The organism is Dichelobacter nodosus (assembly GCF_001263335.1).
Lineage (GTDB): Bacteria > Pseudomonadota > Gammaproteobacteria > Cardiobacteriales > Cardiobacteriaceae > Dichelobacter > Dichelobacter nodosus.
Genome location: NZ_LGVW01000028.1, coordinates 142,185 through 157,500 on the forward strand (window position 1 = coordinate 142,185; position 15,316 = coordinate 157,500).

Genomic DNA, 15,316 nt, shown 5'->3' on the forward strand with positions numbered 1-15,316 from the left:
CACGACAAATGGTTACGCAATCGACAAATCATTTGCCGTGGAAAAACTCAATCAAACGCTCTTTTTCATAATTTGCGGCAGAATATGATGTTTTTTATATCTTTAATTCGTCAATTAAGCCTCGTTGAGGTATGCTCTGCCGTCCTAAAATCTCAAGAAGAAATTATATGAATGAATTACACGGCTTTCCCGTTGAAACGGTAGTGATTTTTGCGCTTTTATCGCTGGGTGCGATTTTAATTGATCTTTTTGCGCATCGACAAGATAAAGCAATGTCATTGAAAAGCGCGACGTTGTGGACGCTTTTTTGGATTTTCATTTCCATCATTTTTGGACTTTATTTGTGGTGGCATCACGGCAAAAATACTGCAAGCCTATTTTTTACGGGCTATGCACTGGAAAAAGTGTTATCCGTAGATAATTTGTTTGTGATGATGGCAATTTTTGCGTGGTTTAAAGTGCCCGAACAATATCGGCACCGCGTTTTATATTGGGGCATTATCGGCGCCATTATTTTCCGCATGATTTTCGTTGCCATTGGTACGGGATTACTCGCGCTCGGCGCTTATGTGGAAGTACTTTTTGCATTAATTGTGGCGTGGACGGCGGTCATGATGTTAAAAAATCGCGATGCAGATAACGCCGATGAAGATTATTCCCAACATCTCGCTTATCGTTGGGTACATCGCTTTTTCCCCGTTTGGCCCAGATTGTACGGACATTATTTTTTCCTCAACCGCGAAAAATTAGCGTTAGCACAGGCAAACGCGCCTGATGGTTCCGTTGAACCGTCGCTTCATGCTTCAAACAATCTTTGGACTGCTACGCCGTTATTTTTGTGCTTAGCCGTGATTGAATTATCGGACGTGATGTTTGCTTTTGACAGCGTGCCCGCGGTGATTGCCGTTTCTCAAGAACCACTCATCGTCTACAGCGCCATGATGTTTGCTATTTTGGGATTGCGTTCGATGTATTTCGTGTTAGAAGCGTTGAAAAACGATTTAGTGCATTTAGAAAAAGCGGTGATTTTTTTACTCTTTTTCGTCGCATTCAAACTCGCGCTTTCCGCCAGCCAACATATTTTTCACCACGACTACGACATTTCGCCGACCGCTTCATTATTCGTCGTTTTGATCAGTTTGGCGCTGGGCGTGGTTGCCTCCTTTGTTTTTCCCAAAAAAGAGGCAACAAAATAATCCCGTTACGCGCTCAATAATTGGTTTAAAGCGGCGTAATATTGCGCTAAATATTGCTCAAAAGGCATTTCATGCGCTGCCTGCGCTTCGAGTTCTAAAAACCGTTGCCGCGATTGTTCACTTTGTTGTGTTAATTGTTGGGCAACGATTTCAGGCAACGGCGTTTGCAAAATCGCGCGATGCTGATTTTGTAACGATAATGCCCAATCGATAAATTCTTGTTGCGCTAAATCTTCTTGCACACGTTCCGGCAAACGCAAAATTTCGCCGCGATTGGCTTGAATTTGCGTTTGTACGGCTTGTTGATAAGCCGTTGTGCCGCTGTTTTTATCGAGATTTTCCGCAATCGGTAACAATTGATCGAGTATTTCTGCCGCCCAACCGCGCGCGGTAATTTGGCGTTTGTTATTAAATAAAGTAAATGCCGGCGATAAACCACAACACGCCGTCCGCAGCCGATTATGGTTAGCTTCGTTATAGTCAGCGGTTGTAAAATATGGCGCATCGTGCAGCAAACACCACAATAAAAAACATTCCAAAAACCGCATTTGCGCCACGCTCACGCCCGCCGCGTCGTACGGATTAATATCCAATAACCGCAATTCAATATACGCAATACCGCGCTGATTCAATGCTACTGCCGGCTGTTCATGTTCTTTTATCGATTGTTTGGGACGCGCGCTGCTGTAATACTCGTTTTCGATTTGCAAAATATTCGTATTCATTTGCCGATAATGACCCGCAGGATCTTTTAATCCCAAATATTCATAAACCGGCGCCGGCGTGAGTACTGCCGCGCTTAAATCGCGAACATAATCTTTTAAATTATTGAAACTGATATGAAAATCTACTTTATTTTGATAACCCAATTGGCTCATGCGCAAAGACGTTGCATTTTGCCAATTGAGCGTGCGGTCGTGTCGTCGCGTTAAAATGTTTTGCGCCGGCTGAAAACTGATATCGGTGGCAGAAGAGGCACCAAAAAGGTGGCAAATCAACCAACCATGCCGCTGAATATTGCGCAACATGCCCATATAACGTTCATTTTGCCAATCAACGCTCAACGCAACGCCGCAGGCATCAGCTAAAGCCTGCCACAAAGCCGCCGGCGGCGAATAATTAAAATGCACGCCGGCAATCATTTGCATCGCGCGCCCGTAACGATAAGCTAATCCAACACGATATAAACGGCTTTTTTTGCCGCCGTTACTGGAGCCAAAATAACCGATTTCAATATGTTCGGGATTTTCTGGCAAACGGCACGGCATGCTGACCGACCATAATTGTTCTTGTTGAAGATGTTGCGCGGTGTATTGATGCAAATGAAGCAATTGTTGATAGGTTTTTTGTACGCTCGGGTGCGCATCGGTAACAAATTCCAATAATGCTTCGCTGTAATCAATGGTGATATTAGGGTGGGTGTAAACATTGCCTAATATTTCTGGGTGACGCGTGCTCGCTAATCGAGCGTCCGCTGTAGTACGCAAAGTTTCTCGTTCAACGCCAATTAAGCCGCCGGCAAGAGGAAATGTGTTGAGAGTCATAATCAAATCCTATTAAGAAGTTCCCCATCATAACGCATTCTTCGTTATGATTAATGTCAATATAAATAGAAAAAATGGGGATTTTTTATGCAAACTTTAGCCGTTCTGATGGACGATATTAATCACATCAAAGCCTATAAAGATACGACTTTTGCATTAATGCTCGCCGCGCAAAGACGACAGATGCAAATCATGATTTTTACCCAAAAAGATTGGTATGTACGCGACGGCAAAGTACGCGCTTATGTGCAAACCGTGCGCTTAACGGATCGCGATGAAGATTATTATCAAGTGCTCAATGAAGAAGATATTGATTTAATTCACGCCGACGTGATTTTGCAGCGCAAAGATCCGCCATTTAATTTGAATTATATTTATGACAGTTACATGTTGAACTTATTAGCAGCGCAAGGCGTGATGGTGATTAATCCACCAAATGCGTTGCGCAATATCAATGAAAAGTTTGTAATTGCCCAAATTCCGCAATGCACGCCACCCACTTTGATCAGTAAATCGCGTGAAGATATTCTTGATTTTCTGCGCGAACATAAAGAAATCGTATTAAAACCGTTAGACAAAATGGGCGGGCGCGGCATTTTTAAATTAAGTTTGGGCGACAAAAATCTTCATGCGATTTTAGACGTGATGAATCCAGACGAGCAAGAAACCTTGATGGTGCAAAAATTTTTGCCCAATATTTCTGAAGGCGATAAGCGCATTTTAATTGTTAACGGTGAAGCCGTGGATCATGGTTTGGTGCGCCTGCCTAAAGAAGGCGAATTTCGCGCCAATCTCGCCGCCGGCGGTCACGGCATTGTTCAAGCGCTCAATGAACGCGAATATTGGTTGGTCGAACAAGTCAAACCTTTGATTAAACGCGAAGGATTGCATTTGGTTGGGCTCGATGTTATCGGCGGTTATATCACGGAAATTAACGTTACCAGTCCAACGGGATTGCGCGAAATTGAAAATGCAACCGGTCAACCAATTGCCGATACATTTTGGGAAACTTTGGCGCAAAAAATGAACGAATAATTGCGGTAAAGCAAAATCAAAAATGCCACGCGAAACAATTTGCTGCTGCAAATATTGATTAAGAGCAAGATTTTATTCTTGCTCTTTTGTTTTGCAACGCTTTGTTTTTCTATGAAATGCAGATTATTTTGGTGAAAATGTTTCCGTTTAAAATTAAAATTTTTTCTTAATCATGGAAATAGAAACCGTGAACCAAATTTATTTTCTCGCCGCGATTATGAATTACGCGGATAAATTGATCATTTCTACAAACATCTTTGTTTTTCTACGTTGTAAATCCGCGTTTTTGAAAAAAGTCACCCATTTCCGTTAACGGAGCTTTTGCGCTACAGAAGTTAAAAATTATATAAATAACAGAACACATCGTTACCGTTTTTCAAACAGCGATAACACAAAAACTTATAAGTTTGGTTCTACAAATTATAAAAATGAAATGAGAAAAAAATGGAGGCTGGGGTCGGAATCGAACCGGCGTCCACGGATTTGCAATCCGCTGCATAGCCACTTTGCTACCCAGCCATAAATGCGGAAAAAGCCGCGAAAGTTTGCGGCTTTTAAAATTGGAGCGGGAAACGAGGCTCGAACTCGCGACCCCAACCTTGGCAAGGTTGTGCTCTACCACTGAGCTATTCCCGCAAGAGAGGTGCGCATTATATCTTCCCTTAAATTTAAGTCAAGCGATGCTTGAAATTAAAACCGCTTTTTTTAAACAACAAATTGTTTTTAAAAAATTTTTAATTACTACCAATTTAAGAAAGATAAACTTGCGCGTTTACTTGATGATGCTGCAAAACGCACGCCATCGGTAATTCTGCCATTTGCTTTGAAAGAATATTTTCCAATAACGCCCGTTTTTCTAAACCTGACAATTCAACATAAATCTGCCAGGCTTGAATAATAGCGCCAAAAGTTAAAGTTAATCGCCAATGAGGTGCCGCCACTGGAATCAGCGCAACGATTTTTGCCGTTTCACTCATCGCATTTGCAAATTGCGCACTATCGGGAAAAAGAGAGGCGGTGTGTCCATCGGTTCCCATTCCTAAAACCACGATATCGGGCACTAAAAAATGATGCGCGGCATGCACTTCTAATAACGGCAAATCCTGCAAATGTTGCTCATCAAGATAATGCACAACATTTGCCGCTGCTGCCTGATTTTGATGCAAATAACGCCGCATCAGCGCAAAATTACTCGCTTCATGAGTACACGGCACACAGCGTTCATCAACCAACATCAAAATCACCCGCTCCCAATCAAGTACTTGCTCGGAAAGCGCGCGAAACATCTGCTTTGGCGTCGAACCGCCAGAAACGGCTAAAACTACCCGCTCTTTTTGCTGCAACAATTGCCGCAAATCAGCGGCAATTGCCAGTGCTAAACTTTGCGCGCGTTCGTCTGCCGTAGAAAAATCATGAACTACTGCCGCCATTTATTCCTCTCCATACCAACGTAAACCATCGCGCGCCAACAATTCATCAGCAGCATCAGGCCCCCAAGAACCCGCAGCATAAGATTTTGGCGGTAACGGATCTTTTTCCCACGCCTCAATAATCGGCGCCACCCAGCGCCAAGCTTCTTCCTGCTCATCGCGGCGCACGAATAACGTTTGATCGCCTTGAATCACGTCCAATAACAACCGTTCATACGCATCAGCGCGGCGCTCATTAAAATGCCGATCAAAATCCAAATCCAAAGAAACGGGTTTGAGCGTCACCGTATTTCCAGGGCATTTCGCATATAAATGAAGCCGCACGCTATCTTCCGGCTGCAAATGAATCACCAAACGATTACCGCTCATTTTATGCACAGAATTCGGATATAAATGATGCGGCACATTACGAAATTGAATTACAATTGCCGCGGAACGTTTTGCCATACGTTTTCCCGTCCGCAGAAAAAAAGGCACGCCCGCCCAACGCCAATTTTGAATTTCCGTGCGCAGCGCCACAAATGTTTCCGTTTGACTGTGTTTGGCAATATCCAATTCTTCATGAAAACCACATACCGCTTCGCCGTCGATAACGCCGCCGGCATATTGTCCGCGCACCACATCTGTGGCAACACTTTCGGCGGTAAACGGTTTTAGCGCTTGCAATACTTTTAATTTTTCATTACGCACGGCGAGCGGCGACAAAGAAGCCGGCGGTTCCATCGCAATCATGCATAACAATTGCAATAAATGGTTTTGCACCATATCGCGCAACGCGCCGATATCATCATAAAACGCACCACGCGCGCCAACGCCAACACTTTCGGCAATCGTAATTTGCACATGATCAATCCATTCACGCCGCCATTGCGGTTCAAACAAAACGTTGGCAAAACGCATCATCAGCAAATTTTGCACCGATTCTTTACCTTGATAATGATCAATGCGATAAATTTGCGATTCATCAAAAAACTTCGCAACCGATTGATTAATCGCCTGATTTGACGCCAAATCTACGCCCAAAGGTTTTTCTAAAACAATGCGCGCGCGCTGATGATTGAGTCCCACCGCCGCTAAATTTAAGCAAATGTGCTCGAAAATATGCGGTGAAGTCGCCAAATAAGCAATTAAGACTTTTTCCGGCGAAAAATGAATCGCATCAGCGAGTAATCGGAAATCTTCCTGCTGAAAAGCATCGCATGAAATAAAATTTAAACGTTGCAAAAAAGAATGAATCGCCGCTTCCGGCAACGCCGCAATTTCGGGAACAAATATTTGCAGATTTTTCTTCACCAAAGAACGGTAATCTTCGCAACTCAACGCCCGCCGCGAAATCCCCCAAATGTGACCATTTTCATGCAACGCGCCGGCATGATGCGCTTGAAATAAAGAAGGTAATAATTTGCGCATGGCTAAATCGCCGGTGCCGCCAAAAATCAATAAATCAAAAGGTTCTTGTGAACAACTCATTTTTTAATCCTAAAATTCGTTATGGTTCATATTAAATGACGACGATGGCGTCTTCTAATTCGTTTCCGGCGCGATCGTTTGGATAACCGTAGTAACGGCGCAGCAATTCGGCAACGTTAAAAATCAAGCGCTCCAGCGCTTCAACATACTGTTGTTCATATAATTTTTTCACGGCTTCATCGGCTAATTGTTGCCATTTTTCCGCGCCCACGACGCCATCGATGCCAGAATCGGCAACAATTTCCAAACGATGCTCCGCTAAATTCAAATAAATTAAAACACCGCTGCGATTTTGCGTATCCCACACGCGAAAATGCGCAAAAATTTCATATGCGCGCTCACGAGCGGTTTGCCGCCACGCATTCATAAATGGTAATGAACGCTCGATAACCACGCGTATTTCACCGCTATGACCCGTCTCCCCCACGCGCACGGCTTTTTTTAATCCAGTGAGATTATCCGCCGTCAGCCAAGCAGATTGAAACGGGATAGTGGTTAAATACTGACCATTATGCTGCACGGAATCAGTCACCACCGCCTCCTCCATCGCCACCACCAGAGTCTCCGTCAGAATCGCCCCAACCACCGCCGGCGCCGCCACCTGCAGAATCGCCACCGCCGCCGTCATAACCGTCGCCACCAAAACCACCAAAATCACCGCGCCCAAACGAAAAACCGTTAGAATCATCTCTCCCATGACCAAAAACGATGATGGCGTTATCGTCATCTTCTTCTGTTTTCGTTCTGTGGTTTCTTTTTTCTCGAATAAAAGGAATCCAAATATAGATAAAAAGAAGCGCCCACACAAAAACACAATTCCAAAAAGGAATACCCATAAGACCATGCACAACTAGAAAAATTATAGTTATGAGATACAAGTCGTTATCATTTGGATTCATTTCGCGGTTTTTCCTAACTCGATTATAAGAAATATTAAAAATAATCAAAGAGATAACCAAACAAACGAAAAAAGGTAAATCAGTAAGAGAATACAGCCCCATCAAAAGCAATAAAAAAGGAAACGCTACATAAAAAGTCATGGTCTCTTGCTGTGCATCTTTCGGGAACAATGAGAAAATCCCACGAAAAAACCGAGTAAAGAGAAAAGCAGTAAATAAGAACAGAGGTAAAAAAATATGCTGTAAATTTCTTCTGATGCTATTGTCTTCTTTTTCTTTGTTTTTGGATTGCTGTTCTTTTTCGATGCCATATTGAATGTTTGCCCGAATTTCATCATCAGTAATAGTAAGCAGTTTATTTTCAATTGCCATAAAAGTACGAGCAATCCCCACGGCAAAATCGCCTTTTTCAAATTCGGGTTTAAGATACTTATTTAAAATTCTTTTTACGGTAATATCCGGCAACACGCCTTCCAAACCTTTTCCGGTGAATAAATGATAACGCTGCTCATCGCGCGCAATCAGCAAGAGCAAACCGTGATCGCGATCTTTATCGCCAAGTTTCCAGCGGTCAAAAATCTCCATGCCATAATTAAAAACGCCCTCTCCTTCAGTGTTATCCACCAAAACAACTGCCGCCTGCATTAAATTTTTGCGGCGATAATGCCAAAATTTGGCATTTAAATCCGTTCGTTCCTCGTTAGAAAGCATTTGCGCCTGATCAATGACGGGTTCATTAAACGTCAATTTTTCAACGGGAATTGCAAAGCTCAGCGGCAACCAAAAGAATAAAAAAAACAGCAGACAAACAAAATGATAGCGTTTCATTTCATTTCCCCTTCATTTAAAACTCCACTTTGGGCGCGGTTGAAATTGCCGTTTCATTTTCAACGCTAAAATTCGGTTTGACGCTTAAGCCAAAAATTTTCGCCGTCACATTGCTTGGAAATTGGCGCACTTTGATGTTGTATTCTTGCACGGCTTTGATGTAACGCGTCCGCGCAACGGTGATGCGGTTTTCCGTGCCTTCGAGTTGCGTCATCAAATCGCTAAAATGTTGATTAGATTTTAAATCGGGATATTGTTCTGATACGGCGATTAACCGCGATAACGCTTGTGAAAGTTCGCCTTGAGCTTGTTGAAATTGATTGAACCGTTCCGGCGTTAATTGATCGGCGGCAATATTAACCGCGCCTACTTTGCTGCGCGCTTGCGTTACTTTTACCAAAACATCTTCTTCATGTTCGGCATATTGTTTAGCAACGGCAACCAAATTGGGCACTAAATCCGCCCGCCGTTGATATTGATTGACCACGTCTGACCAACGCGCATTGATTGCTTCATCAAGCGCTTGCAATGCGTTATATCCGCAGCCGGATAAAGCGATTGAGAAAAAAATGATGAAGAAGTAGTGATAAATTTTATGAAATGTTTTGGCGGATTCGTTCATTTTTATGCTCCAAGCAAAGGAAGGGGAAATTTGCCGGCATGTTAACACTAATCCCTTATAAATTCTTACCGCACACCGGCAAAATCACCGCTTCATCAAGTCGTCCCAAATGGGGCAGCAAAAGCATTTCCCGATTTTCGCCGGAACCCGTATAATTCCCCTTTTTTAAGGAAAAAATGATGACTTTAACGCAATTTATTCAGGCAAACTGGTTTTTAGTTTTTTTACTGACGATAGTCATTATTGCTATTATTATTTGTGAAATTTTGCAGCGGAAAAAATCCGGAAAAGCGGTTTCTAATTTACTGGCTACTCAATTGATTAACGACGGCGCCATTTTGATTGATACGCGCACGGTTGAAGAATTTAAACGCGGGCATATTGCTAACGCGAAAAATGTCCCAATGGATAAATTTCAAGAATATTTACAAAATAATCCTATTAATCAACAAGATATTTTTGTTTTGTATTGCGCAACGGGATTGTCGGCAAGAAAACAAGCGCAGCTTTTAATCGAACAAGGCGCGCAACACGTTTATTTTTTAGACGCGGGCATGATGGGCTGGCGTGAAGAAAATCTGCCGATTGTTTAAAGTGCGCATAAAGTAAAAATATGAATTATTTGAGTTGGTTATGAATATTCTTGCACATAAAATTGGATTTCGTTATAGCTACGCCAGACGGGGTAGCCAGTTTGTTGGATTAAACGCTATTCTCGCTATTGTGGGCATTGCCATCGGAATTGCGGCGTTAATTGTGGTGCTGTCGGTGATGAACGGCGTTATGGTGCAAGTGCGCGATAAAATGTTGTCGATGACGGCGCAGGTTTCTTTGCGAAGTTATAGCGATGATCGCATGGTTCCTTTGGATTTTGACCCGAAACCCTATTTAAGCCCGATTACAAAAATTCACGCGTGGGCGCCGTATATTCAAGGGCAAGGATTAATCGGTGACGGGCAAAGTTTTCAAGGCGTTGTTTTACAAGGAATTGATCCAACTAAAGAAGATAAAGTTTCCAGTACTTTTGCCCAACTCGATGAAGCAACGCGCGCGCGGTTGGTTGCCGGCGAGTACGGCATTATTTTAGGAAAAGGCATGGCGGAAGTGCTCGATGCACATTTGGGCGATAAAATTACGGTCATCGTTCCGCAAGTCACTGCTTCTGCGGCGGGCTTGTTGCCGCGGTTAAAACGTTTTACGTTACTGGGCACGTTTAGCAGCGGACATTATCAATTTGATAATCAAATGGCTTGGATACATATCGCTGATGCCAGTAAATTGTTGCAACTACCTGACGGCATCAGCGGTTATCACATTCGCATTGATGATCCGATGCATGCGCCGTTAATTCGCGATCAAATTCAACCTCATTTGCCGTACGGTATTTTTGCAAGTGATTGGTCGCGCGATCAATCTTCTTACTTTAGCGCGGTGCAGACCGAAAAACATGCCATGTTTATTATTTTGTGTCTGATTGTGATTGTGGCAGCTTTTGGTTTGTTGTCATCAATGTATATGGTGGTGACCGAAAAACAACGCGATATCGCAATATTGCGCACAATGGGCATGACGCGCGCCGAAATTCGGAAGATTTTTTTAACGCAAGGAATGGTGTTTGGCGGTCTCGGTATGATGATCGGGCTGATTTTAGGCGTTGTTCTTTCGTTAAACGTTCCCAACGTTATGAATTTATTACGCGAGTGGACGGGATATGAATTGCCGGCAAAGATGTATTTTATTAATGAGTTACCGGCTAAAATTGATCCGGTGGTGATTATCGGCGTTAGCGTTGTCACGTTAATTTTAACTTTACTTTTTTCCGTTATTCCGGCGCAAATTGCCGCAAAAACAGAACCCGCAAGAGCGTTATCCCATGAATAAAAACGATTCAGATAATTTTGTATTAGAAGCCGATCATCTTCATTTTGCTTATCAACAAAAAAATACGGCGCCATTAACAATTTTGCAGGACGTTTCTTTAACGTTAAAAGCTGGAGAAAGTGTTGCTATTGTTGGCGCTTCCGGTTCGGGTAAATCAACTTTGTTGCATCTTTTAGGCGGTTTGGAAACGCCACAACAAGGCGTTATTAAGCTTTGTGGGCAGAATTTTTCCAACGTAAACGATAATGTCCGCAGCAAATTGCGCAATCAACATTTGGGTTTTGTTTATCAGTTTCATCATTTGTTGGCAGAATTTAGCGCGCAAGAAAATGTTGCAATGCCGCTTAAAATTCGCGGAGTTGATGATAACGTCGCGATGAATGAGGCAAAAATTTTATTAGAGCAAGTTGGTTTAGGAGAACGTTTAACGCATAAACCGTCAGAACTTTCTGGCGGCGAGCGGCAACGCGCAGCGATTGCGCGGGCTTTGGTGCATCGCCCTAACTGTTTACTCGCTGATGAGCCAACGGGCAATTTAGATCATGATAATGCGATAGCGGCATTTCAACTGATGCGCGAATTGATCACGCAACAACAAGGAGCAATGATTATTGTCACTCATGACACGCATTTAGCTGCGCAAATGGATAATTGTTTTTATTTAAAACAAGGATATTTAGTACAGGCATAAAAAAGTCCTAAAGGAAACCGCCCGATGGGGCGGTTTTAATTTGTGTAGTGTTATTTAGCAGGGATATCGGAGAGATTGGTGGGTTCATCTAACGTTAGATGTGGAGTAATTTTTGCTAATAAAGCTTTTCCAATACCTTTAACGGAACTCAATTGTTCTAAGCTGGTGAAGTCGCCGTGTTCTTTACGATAATCAACGATGGCTTGAGCTTTAACCGTCCCAATACCTTTTAATAGTACTAATTCCTCAACGGTTGCAGTGTTGAGGTTAATTTTAGCGAGCACAGCATGCGATAAGATAAATAATAAAGTTAATAATAGGGTTTTTAAACGCATTATGACTCCTTATTGATTCAATCGAGGAGTCATCGTAGCAAATAAAACTAAAAAGGCAATAAAAAAGCCCCTGCGTTTGCAGGGGCTTTGCTAAAAAAACCTGATACTGTCCTACTCTCACATGAGGAGACCTCACACTACCATCGGCGATGCTGCGTTTCACTTCTGAGTTCGGCATGGATTCAGGTGGTACCACAGCTCTATGGGTATCAGGAAAACCGGTCTATTCAATTAGGTTACAATGCAACCTCATCAACAATAAATCTTGCTAAAAAATAACTTGAGCGTTGTATGATCAAGTCTCACGATCAATTAGTACTCCTTAGCTACGCATATTACTACGCTTCCACATGGAGCCTATCAACGTCGTCGTCTACAACGGATCTTTAGAGAGCTTAAAGCTCTAGGGAGATCTTATCTTAGGAGGGGCTTCCCACTTAGATGCTTTCAGCGGTTATCCCTTCCGAACATAGCTACCCAGCAATGCAATTGGCATCACAACTGGTACACCAGAGGTTCGTCCATCCCGGTCCTCTCGTACTAAGAACAGCTTCCTTCAAATCTCCAACGCCCACGGCAGATAGGGACCGAACTGTCTCACGACGTTCTGAACCCAGCTCGCGTACCACTTTAAATGGCGAACAGCCATACCCTTGGGACCTGCTACAGCCCCAGGATGTGATGAGCCGACATCGAGGTGCCAAACTCCGCCGTCGATATGGACTCTTGGGCGGAATCAGCCTGTTATCCCCGGAGTACCTTTTATCCGTTGAGCGATGGCCCTTCCATACAGAACCACCGGATCACTAAGACCTACTTTCGTATCTGTTCGACTTGTCTGTCTCACAGTTAAGCGGGCTTCTGCCTTTGCACTCTTGGTACGATTTCCGACCGTACCGAGCCCACCTTTGCACTCCTCCGTTACTCTTTAGGAGGAGACCGCCCCAGTCAAACTACCCACCAGACACTGTCTGAACCCTCGATTCAGAGGGTCTCGTTAGAACATTAAAATAAGCAGGGTGGTATTTCAAGGTCGGCTCCACAGAAACTAGCGTCTCTGTTTCATAGCCTCCCACCTATCCTATACAACGTATTTCAATGTTCAGTGTCAAGCTGTAGTGAAGGTTCACGGGGTCTTTCCGTCTAGCCGCGGGTACACTGCATCTTCACAGCGATTTCAACTTCACTGAGTCTCGGGTAGAGACAGCACCGCCATCGTTACGCCATTCGTGCAGGTCGGAACTTACCCGACAAGGAATTTCGCTACCTTAGGACCGTTATAGTTACGGCCGCCGTTTACCGGGGCTTCGATCAGGAGCTTGCACCCCATCAATTAACCTTCCGGCACCGGGCAGGCGTCACACCCTATACGTCCACTTACGTGTTTGCAGAGTGCTGTGTTTTTGATAAACAGTCGCAGCGGTCTATTCTCTGCGACCCTCAACAGCTTTCACCATCGAGGGCATACCTTCTCCCGAAGTTACGGTATCATTTTGCCGAGTTCCTTTACCCGAGTTCTCTCAAGCACCTTAGAATTCTCATCCCACCCACCTGTGTCGGTTTAGGGTACGGGCAAACAATATCTGAAGCTTAGAGGCTTTTCCTGGAAGCAGAGCATCAGTCACTTCATCTCCGTAGAGACTGGTCACTTCTTTCAGTATTGAGCTCCCGGTTTTTCCTAGGAACCCTACCTCAATCAGCAAACACACTATTCCAACAGTGTGATGACCTAGCTTTCTCCGTCCCCCCATCGCAATATTGTTCGGTGTAGGAATATTAACCTACTTCCCATCGACTACGCATTTCTGCCTTGCCTTAGGATCCGACTCACCCTGCGCCGATTAACGTTGCGCAGGAACCCTTGGGTTTTCGGTGTGCAGGTTTTTCACCTGCATTATCGTTACTCATGTCAGCATTCGCACTTGTGATACCTCCAGCATGCTTCTCAACACACCTTCTTCAGCTTACACAACGCTCCCCTACCACTTACTTACGTAAATTCGCAGCTTCGGTAGACAGTTTAGCCCCGGTAAATCTTCCGCGCAGGACGACTCGACTAGTGAGCTATTACGCTTTCTTTAAAGGATGGCTGCTTCTAAGCCAACCTCCTAGCTGTTTTAGCCTTCCCACTTCGTTTCCCACTTAACTGTCATTTCGGGACCTTAGCTGGCGATCTGGGTTGTTTCCCTTTCCACGACGGACGTTAGCACCCGCCGTGTGTCTCCTGTGATACAACTTTACGGTATTCGTAGTTTGCATCGGGTTGGTAGGTCGGCATGACCCCCTAGCCGAAACAGTGCTCTACCCCCGTAAGTCAATTCACAAGGCACTACCTCAATAGTTTTCGGGGAGAACCAGCTATCTCCGAGCTTGTTTAGCCTTTCACTCCTATCCACAAGTCATCCCCGTATTTTTCAACATACGTGGGTTCGGTCCTCCAGTTGATGTTACTCAACTTTCAACCTGCTCATGGATAGATCGCCCGGTTTCGGGTCTAGACACAGCGACTCGCGCCCTTTTCAGACTCGCTTTCGCTTCGGCTTCACTATTCGCTTAACCTTGCCACTATATCTAACTCGCTGACCCATTATACAAAAGGTACGCCATCACTAGCCTTCGCTAGCTCTGACTGCTTGTATGCATACGGTTTCAGGTTCTATTTCACTCCCTTCACCAGGGTTCTTTTCGCCTTTCCCTCACGGTACTGGTTCACTATCGGTCGACAACGAGTATTTAGCCTTGGAGGATGGTCCCCCCATCTTCAGACAGGATTTCTCGTGTCCCGCCCTACTATTTCATCAATTTCGCTTTCGTATACGGGACTTTCACCCTCTTCGGTCTCGTTTCCCAACGAGTTCTACTGGCTCTATTAACTTCATGGCTTCTCCGCGTTCGCTCGCCGCTACTTGCAGAATCTCGGTTGATTTCTTTTCCTCGGGGTACTGAGATGTTTCAGTTCTCCCGGTTCGCTTCTTTAATCTATTGATTCAATTAAAGATGACCCTTAGGTCGGGTTGCCCCATTCGGAGATCTTGGATTAATCGCTTGTTATCAGCTCATCCAAGCTTTTCGCAGATTTCCACGTCCTTCTTCGCCTGTTGTCGCCAAGGCATCCACCGTATGCACTTATTCACTTGATCATACAACCTCAAATTATCTCTTTAACAACTATAACCATCTATTCGATGATCATCATCGTCTTATCAAGATCTTTTGCGATCGCTGTTTCTCTTGAAAACATAAGTAACAACGCTTGTTTGTTTCTCAGCTTTCTCAATTTAGTTGATTTAAATTGAATTTCCCAGTTTTTAAAGATCGTTATCCTTAAGATAACAAACCAATGAACACTATCTCATCGACTTCCAACGCCGATAACACAATTTTC

General features: G+C 44.0%; 12 protein-coding genes, 2 tRNA genes and 2 rRNA genes. 5 read left to right on the forward strand and 11 right to left on the reverse strand.

What is annotated here, in order from left to right; genetic code table 11:
- The first annotated feature begins 167 nt into the window (after positions 1 to 167).
- Positions 168 to 1,196, forward strand: coding sequence for a TerC/Alx family metal homeostasis membrane protein (locus AKG33_RS05185; protein WP_012031519.1), 1,029 nt, complete (start codon positions 168 to 170; stop codon positions 1,194 to 1,196).
- Positions 1,197 to 1,201: 5 nt separating this feature from the next.
- Here AKG33_RS05185 and gshA read toward each other — a convergent pair whose 3' ends face one another.
- A complete protein-coding gene (gene gshA / locus AKG33_RS05190) occupies positions 1,202 to 2,740 on the reverse strand; it encodes a glutamate--cysteine ligase (protein WP_012031520.1) in 1,539 nt (512 codons plus the stop codon).
- A gap of 87 nt (positions 2,741 to 2,827) precedes the next feature.
- On the opposite strand from gshA, the gene gshB reads away from it, so the two are divergent.
- Positions 2,828 to 3,775, forward strand: coding sequence for a glutathione synthase (gene gshB / locus AKG33_RS05195; RefSeq protein WP_012031521.1), 948 nt, complete (start codon positions 2,828 to 2,830; stop codon positions 3,773 to 3,775).
- Between the two features lie 445 nt (positions 3,776 to 4,220).
- Here gshB and AKG33_RS05200 read toward each other — a convergent pair.
- The 7 genes from AKG33_RS05200 to AKG33_RS05230 all read right to left on the reverse strand — a co-directional run bounded on the left by AKG33_RS05200 (position 4,221) and on the right by AKG33_RS05230 (position 9,024).
- Positions 4,221 to 4,294 (reverse strand) — tRNA-Cys (locus tag AKG33_RS05200).
- Between the two features lie 42 nt (positions 4,295 to 4,336).
- Positions 4,337 to 4,411: transfer RNA gene (locus AKG33_RS05205), tRNA-Gly, on the reverse strand.
- A 113-nt stretch (positions 4,412 to 4,524) separates the two neighbouring features.
- A complete protein-coding gene (gene pgl / locus AKG33_RS05210; protein ID WP_012031523.1) occupies positions 4,525 to 5,205 on the reverse strand; it encodes a 6-phosphogluconolactonase in 681 nt (226 codons plus the stop codon).
- Complete coding sequence (gene zwf, locus AKG33_RS05215; RefSeq protein WP_012031524.1) at positions 5,206 to 6,675, reverse strand: glucose-6-phosphate dehydrogenase; 1,470 nt, start codon at positions 6,673 to 6,675, stop codon at positions 5,206 to 5,208.
- A 31-nt stretch (positions 6,676 to 6,706) separates the two neighbouring features.
- Complete coding sequence (locus AKG33_RS05220; protein ID WP_049752504.1) at positions 6,707 to 7,207, reverse strand: TPM domain-containing protein; 501 nt, start codon at positions 7,205 to 7,207, stop codon at positions 6,707 to 6,709.
- Positions 7,200 to 8,402: a TPM domain-containing protein gene (locus tag AKG33_RS05225; protein ID WP_012031526.1), complete on the reverse strand. Its 1,203-nt coding sequence runs from the start codon at positions 8,400 to 8,402 to the stop codon at positions 7,200 to 7,202. Before AKG33_RS05225 ends, AKG33_RS05220 begins: the two co-directional genes overlap by 8 nt.
- Before the next feature lie 16 nt (positions 8,403 to 8,418).
- Positions 8,419 to 9,024, reverse strand: coding sequence for a LemA family protein (locus AKG33_RS05230; protein ID WP_012031527.1), 606 nt, complete (start codon positions 9,022 to 9,024; stop codon positions 8,419 to 8,421).
- Between the two features lie 176 nt (positions 9,025 to 9,200).
- On the opposite strand from AKG33_RS05230, the gene AKG33_RS05235 reads away from it, so the two are divergent.
- Genes AKG33_RS05235 through AKG33_RS05245 form a run of 3 tightly spaced genes read left to right on the forward strand, consistent with a single transcriptional unit; the run spans position 9,201 to position 11,596 of the window.
- Positions 9,201 to 9,617: a rhodanese-like domain-containing protein gene (locus AKG33_RS05235; RefSeq protein ID WP_041729634.1), complete on the forward strand. Its 417-nt coding sequence runs from the start codon at positions 9,201 to 9,203 to the stop codon at positions 9,615 to 9,617.
- 40 nt (positions 9,618 to 9,657) lie between these two features.
- Positions 9,658 to 10,905 carry a lipoprotein-releasing ABC transporter permease subunit gene (locus tag AKG33_RS05240; protein ID WP_012031529.1) on the forward strand — a complete coding sequence of 416 codons (1,248 nt, stop codon included), beginning with the start codon at positions 9,658 to 9,660 and terminating at the stop codon, positions 10,903 to 10,905.
- Positions 10,898 to 11,596, forward strand: a complete 699-nt coding sequence (locus AKG33_RS05245; protein WP_012031530.1) for an ABC transporter ATP-binding protein — start codon at positions 10,898 to 10,900, stop codon at positions 11,594 to 11,596. The genes AKG33_RS05240 and AKG33_RS05245 overlap by 8 nt, the downstream gene beginning before the upstream one ends.
- Positions 11,597 to 11,646: 50 nt before the next feature.
- On the opposite strand, the gene AKG33_RS05250 is transcribed toward AKG33_RS05245, so the two are convergent.
- The 3 genes from AKG33_RS05250 to AKG33_RS05260 all read right to left on the reverse strand — a co-directional run bounded on the left by AKG33_RS05250 (position 11,647) and on the right by AKG33_RS05260 (position 15,071).
- Positions 11,647 to 11,931, reverse strand: coding sequence for a ComEA family DNA-binding protein (locus tag AKG33_RS05250; protein ID WP_012031203.1), 285 nt, complete (start codon positions 11,929 to 11,931; stop codon positions 11,647 to 11,649).
- Between the two features lie 98 nt (positions 11,932 to 12,029).
- Positions 12,030 to 12,145: ribosomal RNA gene (gene rrf, locus AKG33_RS05255) — 5S ribosomal RNA — on the reverse strand.
- A gap of 77 nt (positions 12,146 to 12,222) precedes the next feature.
- A 23S ribosomal RNA gene (locus tag AKG33_RS05260) occupies positions 12,223 to 15,071 on the reverse strand.
- Positions 15,072 to 15,316 lie beyond the last annotated feature (245 nt).

Bases quoted from the DNA above. Each gene is read 5' to 3' on its own strand.
- AKG33_RS05185 (WP_012031519.1), top strand. From the start codon at position 168: ATGAATGAATTACACGGCTTTCCCGTTGAAACGGTAGTGATTTTTGCG.
- gshA (WP_012031520.1), bottom strand. From the start codon at position 2,740: ATGACTCTCAACACATTTCCTCTTGCCGGCGGCTTAATTGGCGTTGAA.
- gshB (WP_012031521.1), top strand. From the start codon at position 2,828: ATGCAAACTTTAGCCGTTCTGATGGACGATATTAATCACATCAAAGCC.
- pgl (WP_012031523.1), bottom strand. From the start codon at position 5,205: ATGGCGGCAGTAGTTCATGATTTTTCTACGGCAGACGAACGCGCGCAA.
- zwf (WP_012031524.1), bottom strand. From the start codon at position 6,675: ATGAGTTGTTCACAAGAACCTTTTGATTTATTGATTTTTGGCGGCACC.
- AKG33_RS05225 (WP_012031526.1), bottom strand. From the start codon at position 8,402: ATGAAACGCTATCATTTTGTTTGTCTGCTGTTTTTTTTATTCTTTTGG.
- AKG33_RS05230 (WP_012031527.1), bottom strand. From the start codon at position 9,024: ATGAACGAATCCGCCAAAACATTTCATAAAATTTATCACTACTTCTTC.
- AKG33_RS05235 (WP_041729634.1), top strand. From the start codon at position 9,201: ATGATGACTTTAACGCAATTTATTCAGGCAAACTGGTTTTTAGTTTTT.
- AKG33_RS05240 (WP_012031529.1), top strand. From the start codon at position 9,658: ATGAATATTCTTGCACATAAAATTGGATTTCGTTATAGCTACGCCAGA.
- AKG33_RS05245 (WP_012031530.1), top strand. From the start codon at position 10,898: ATGAATAAAAACGATTCAGATAATTTTGTATTAGAAGCCGATCATCTT.
- AKG33_RS05250 (WP_012031203.1), bottom strand. From the start codon at position 11,931: ATGCGTTTAAAAACCCTATTATTAACTTTATTATTTATCTTATCGCAT.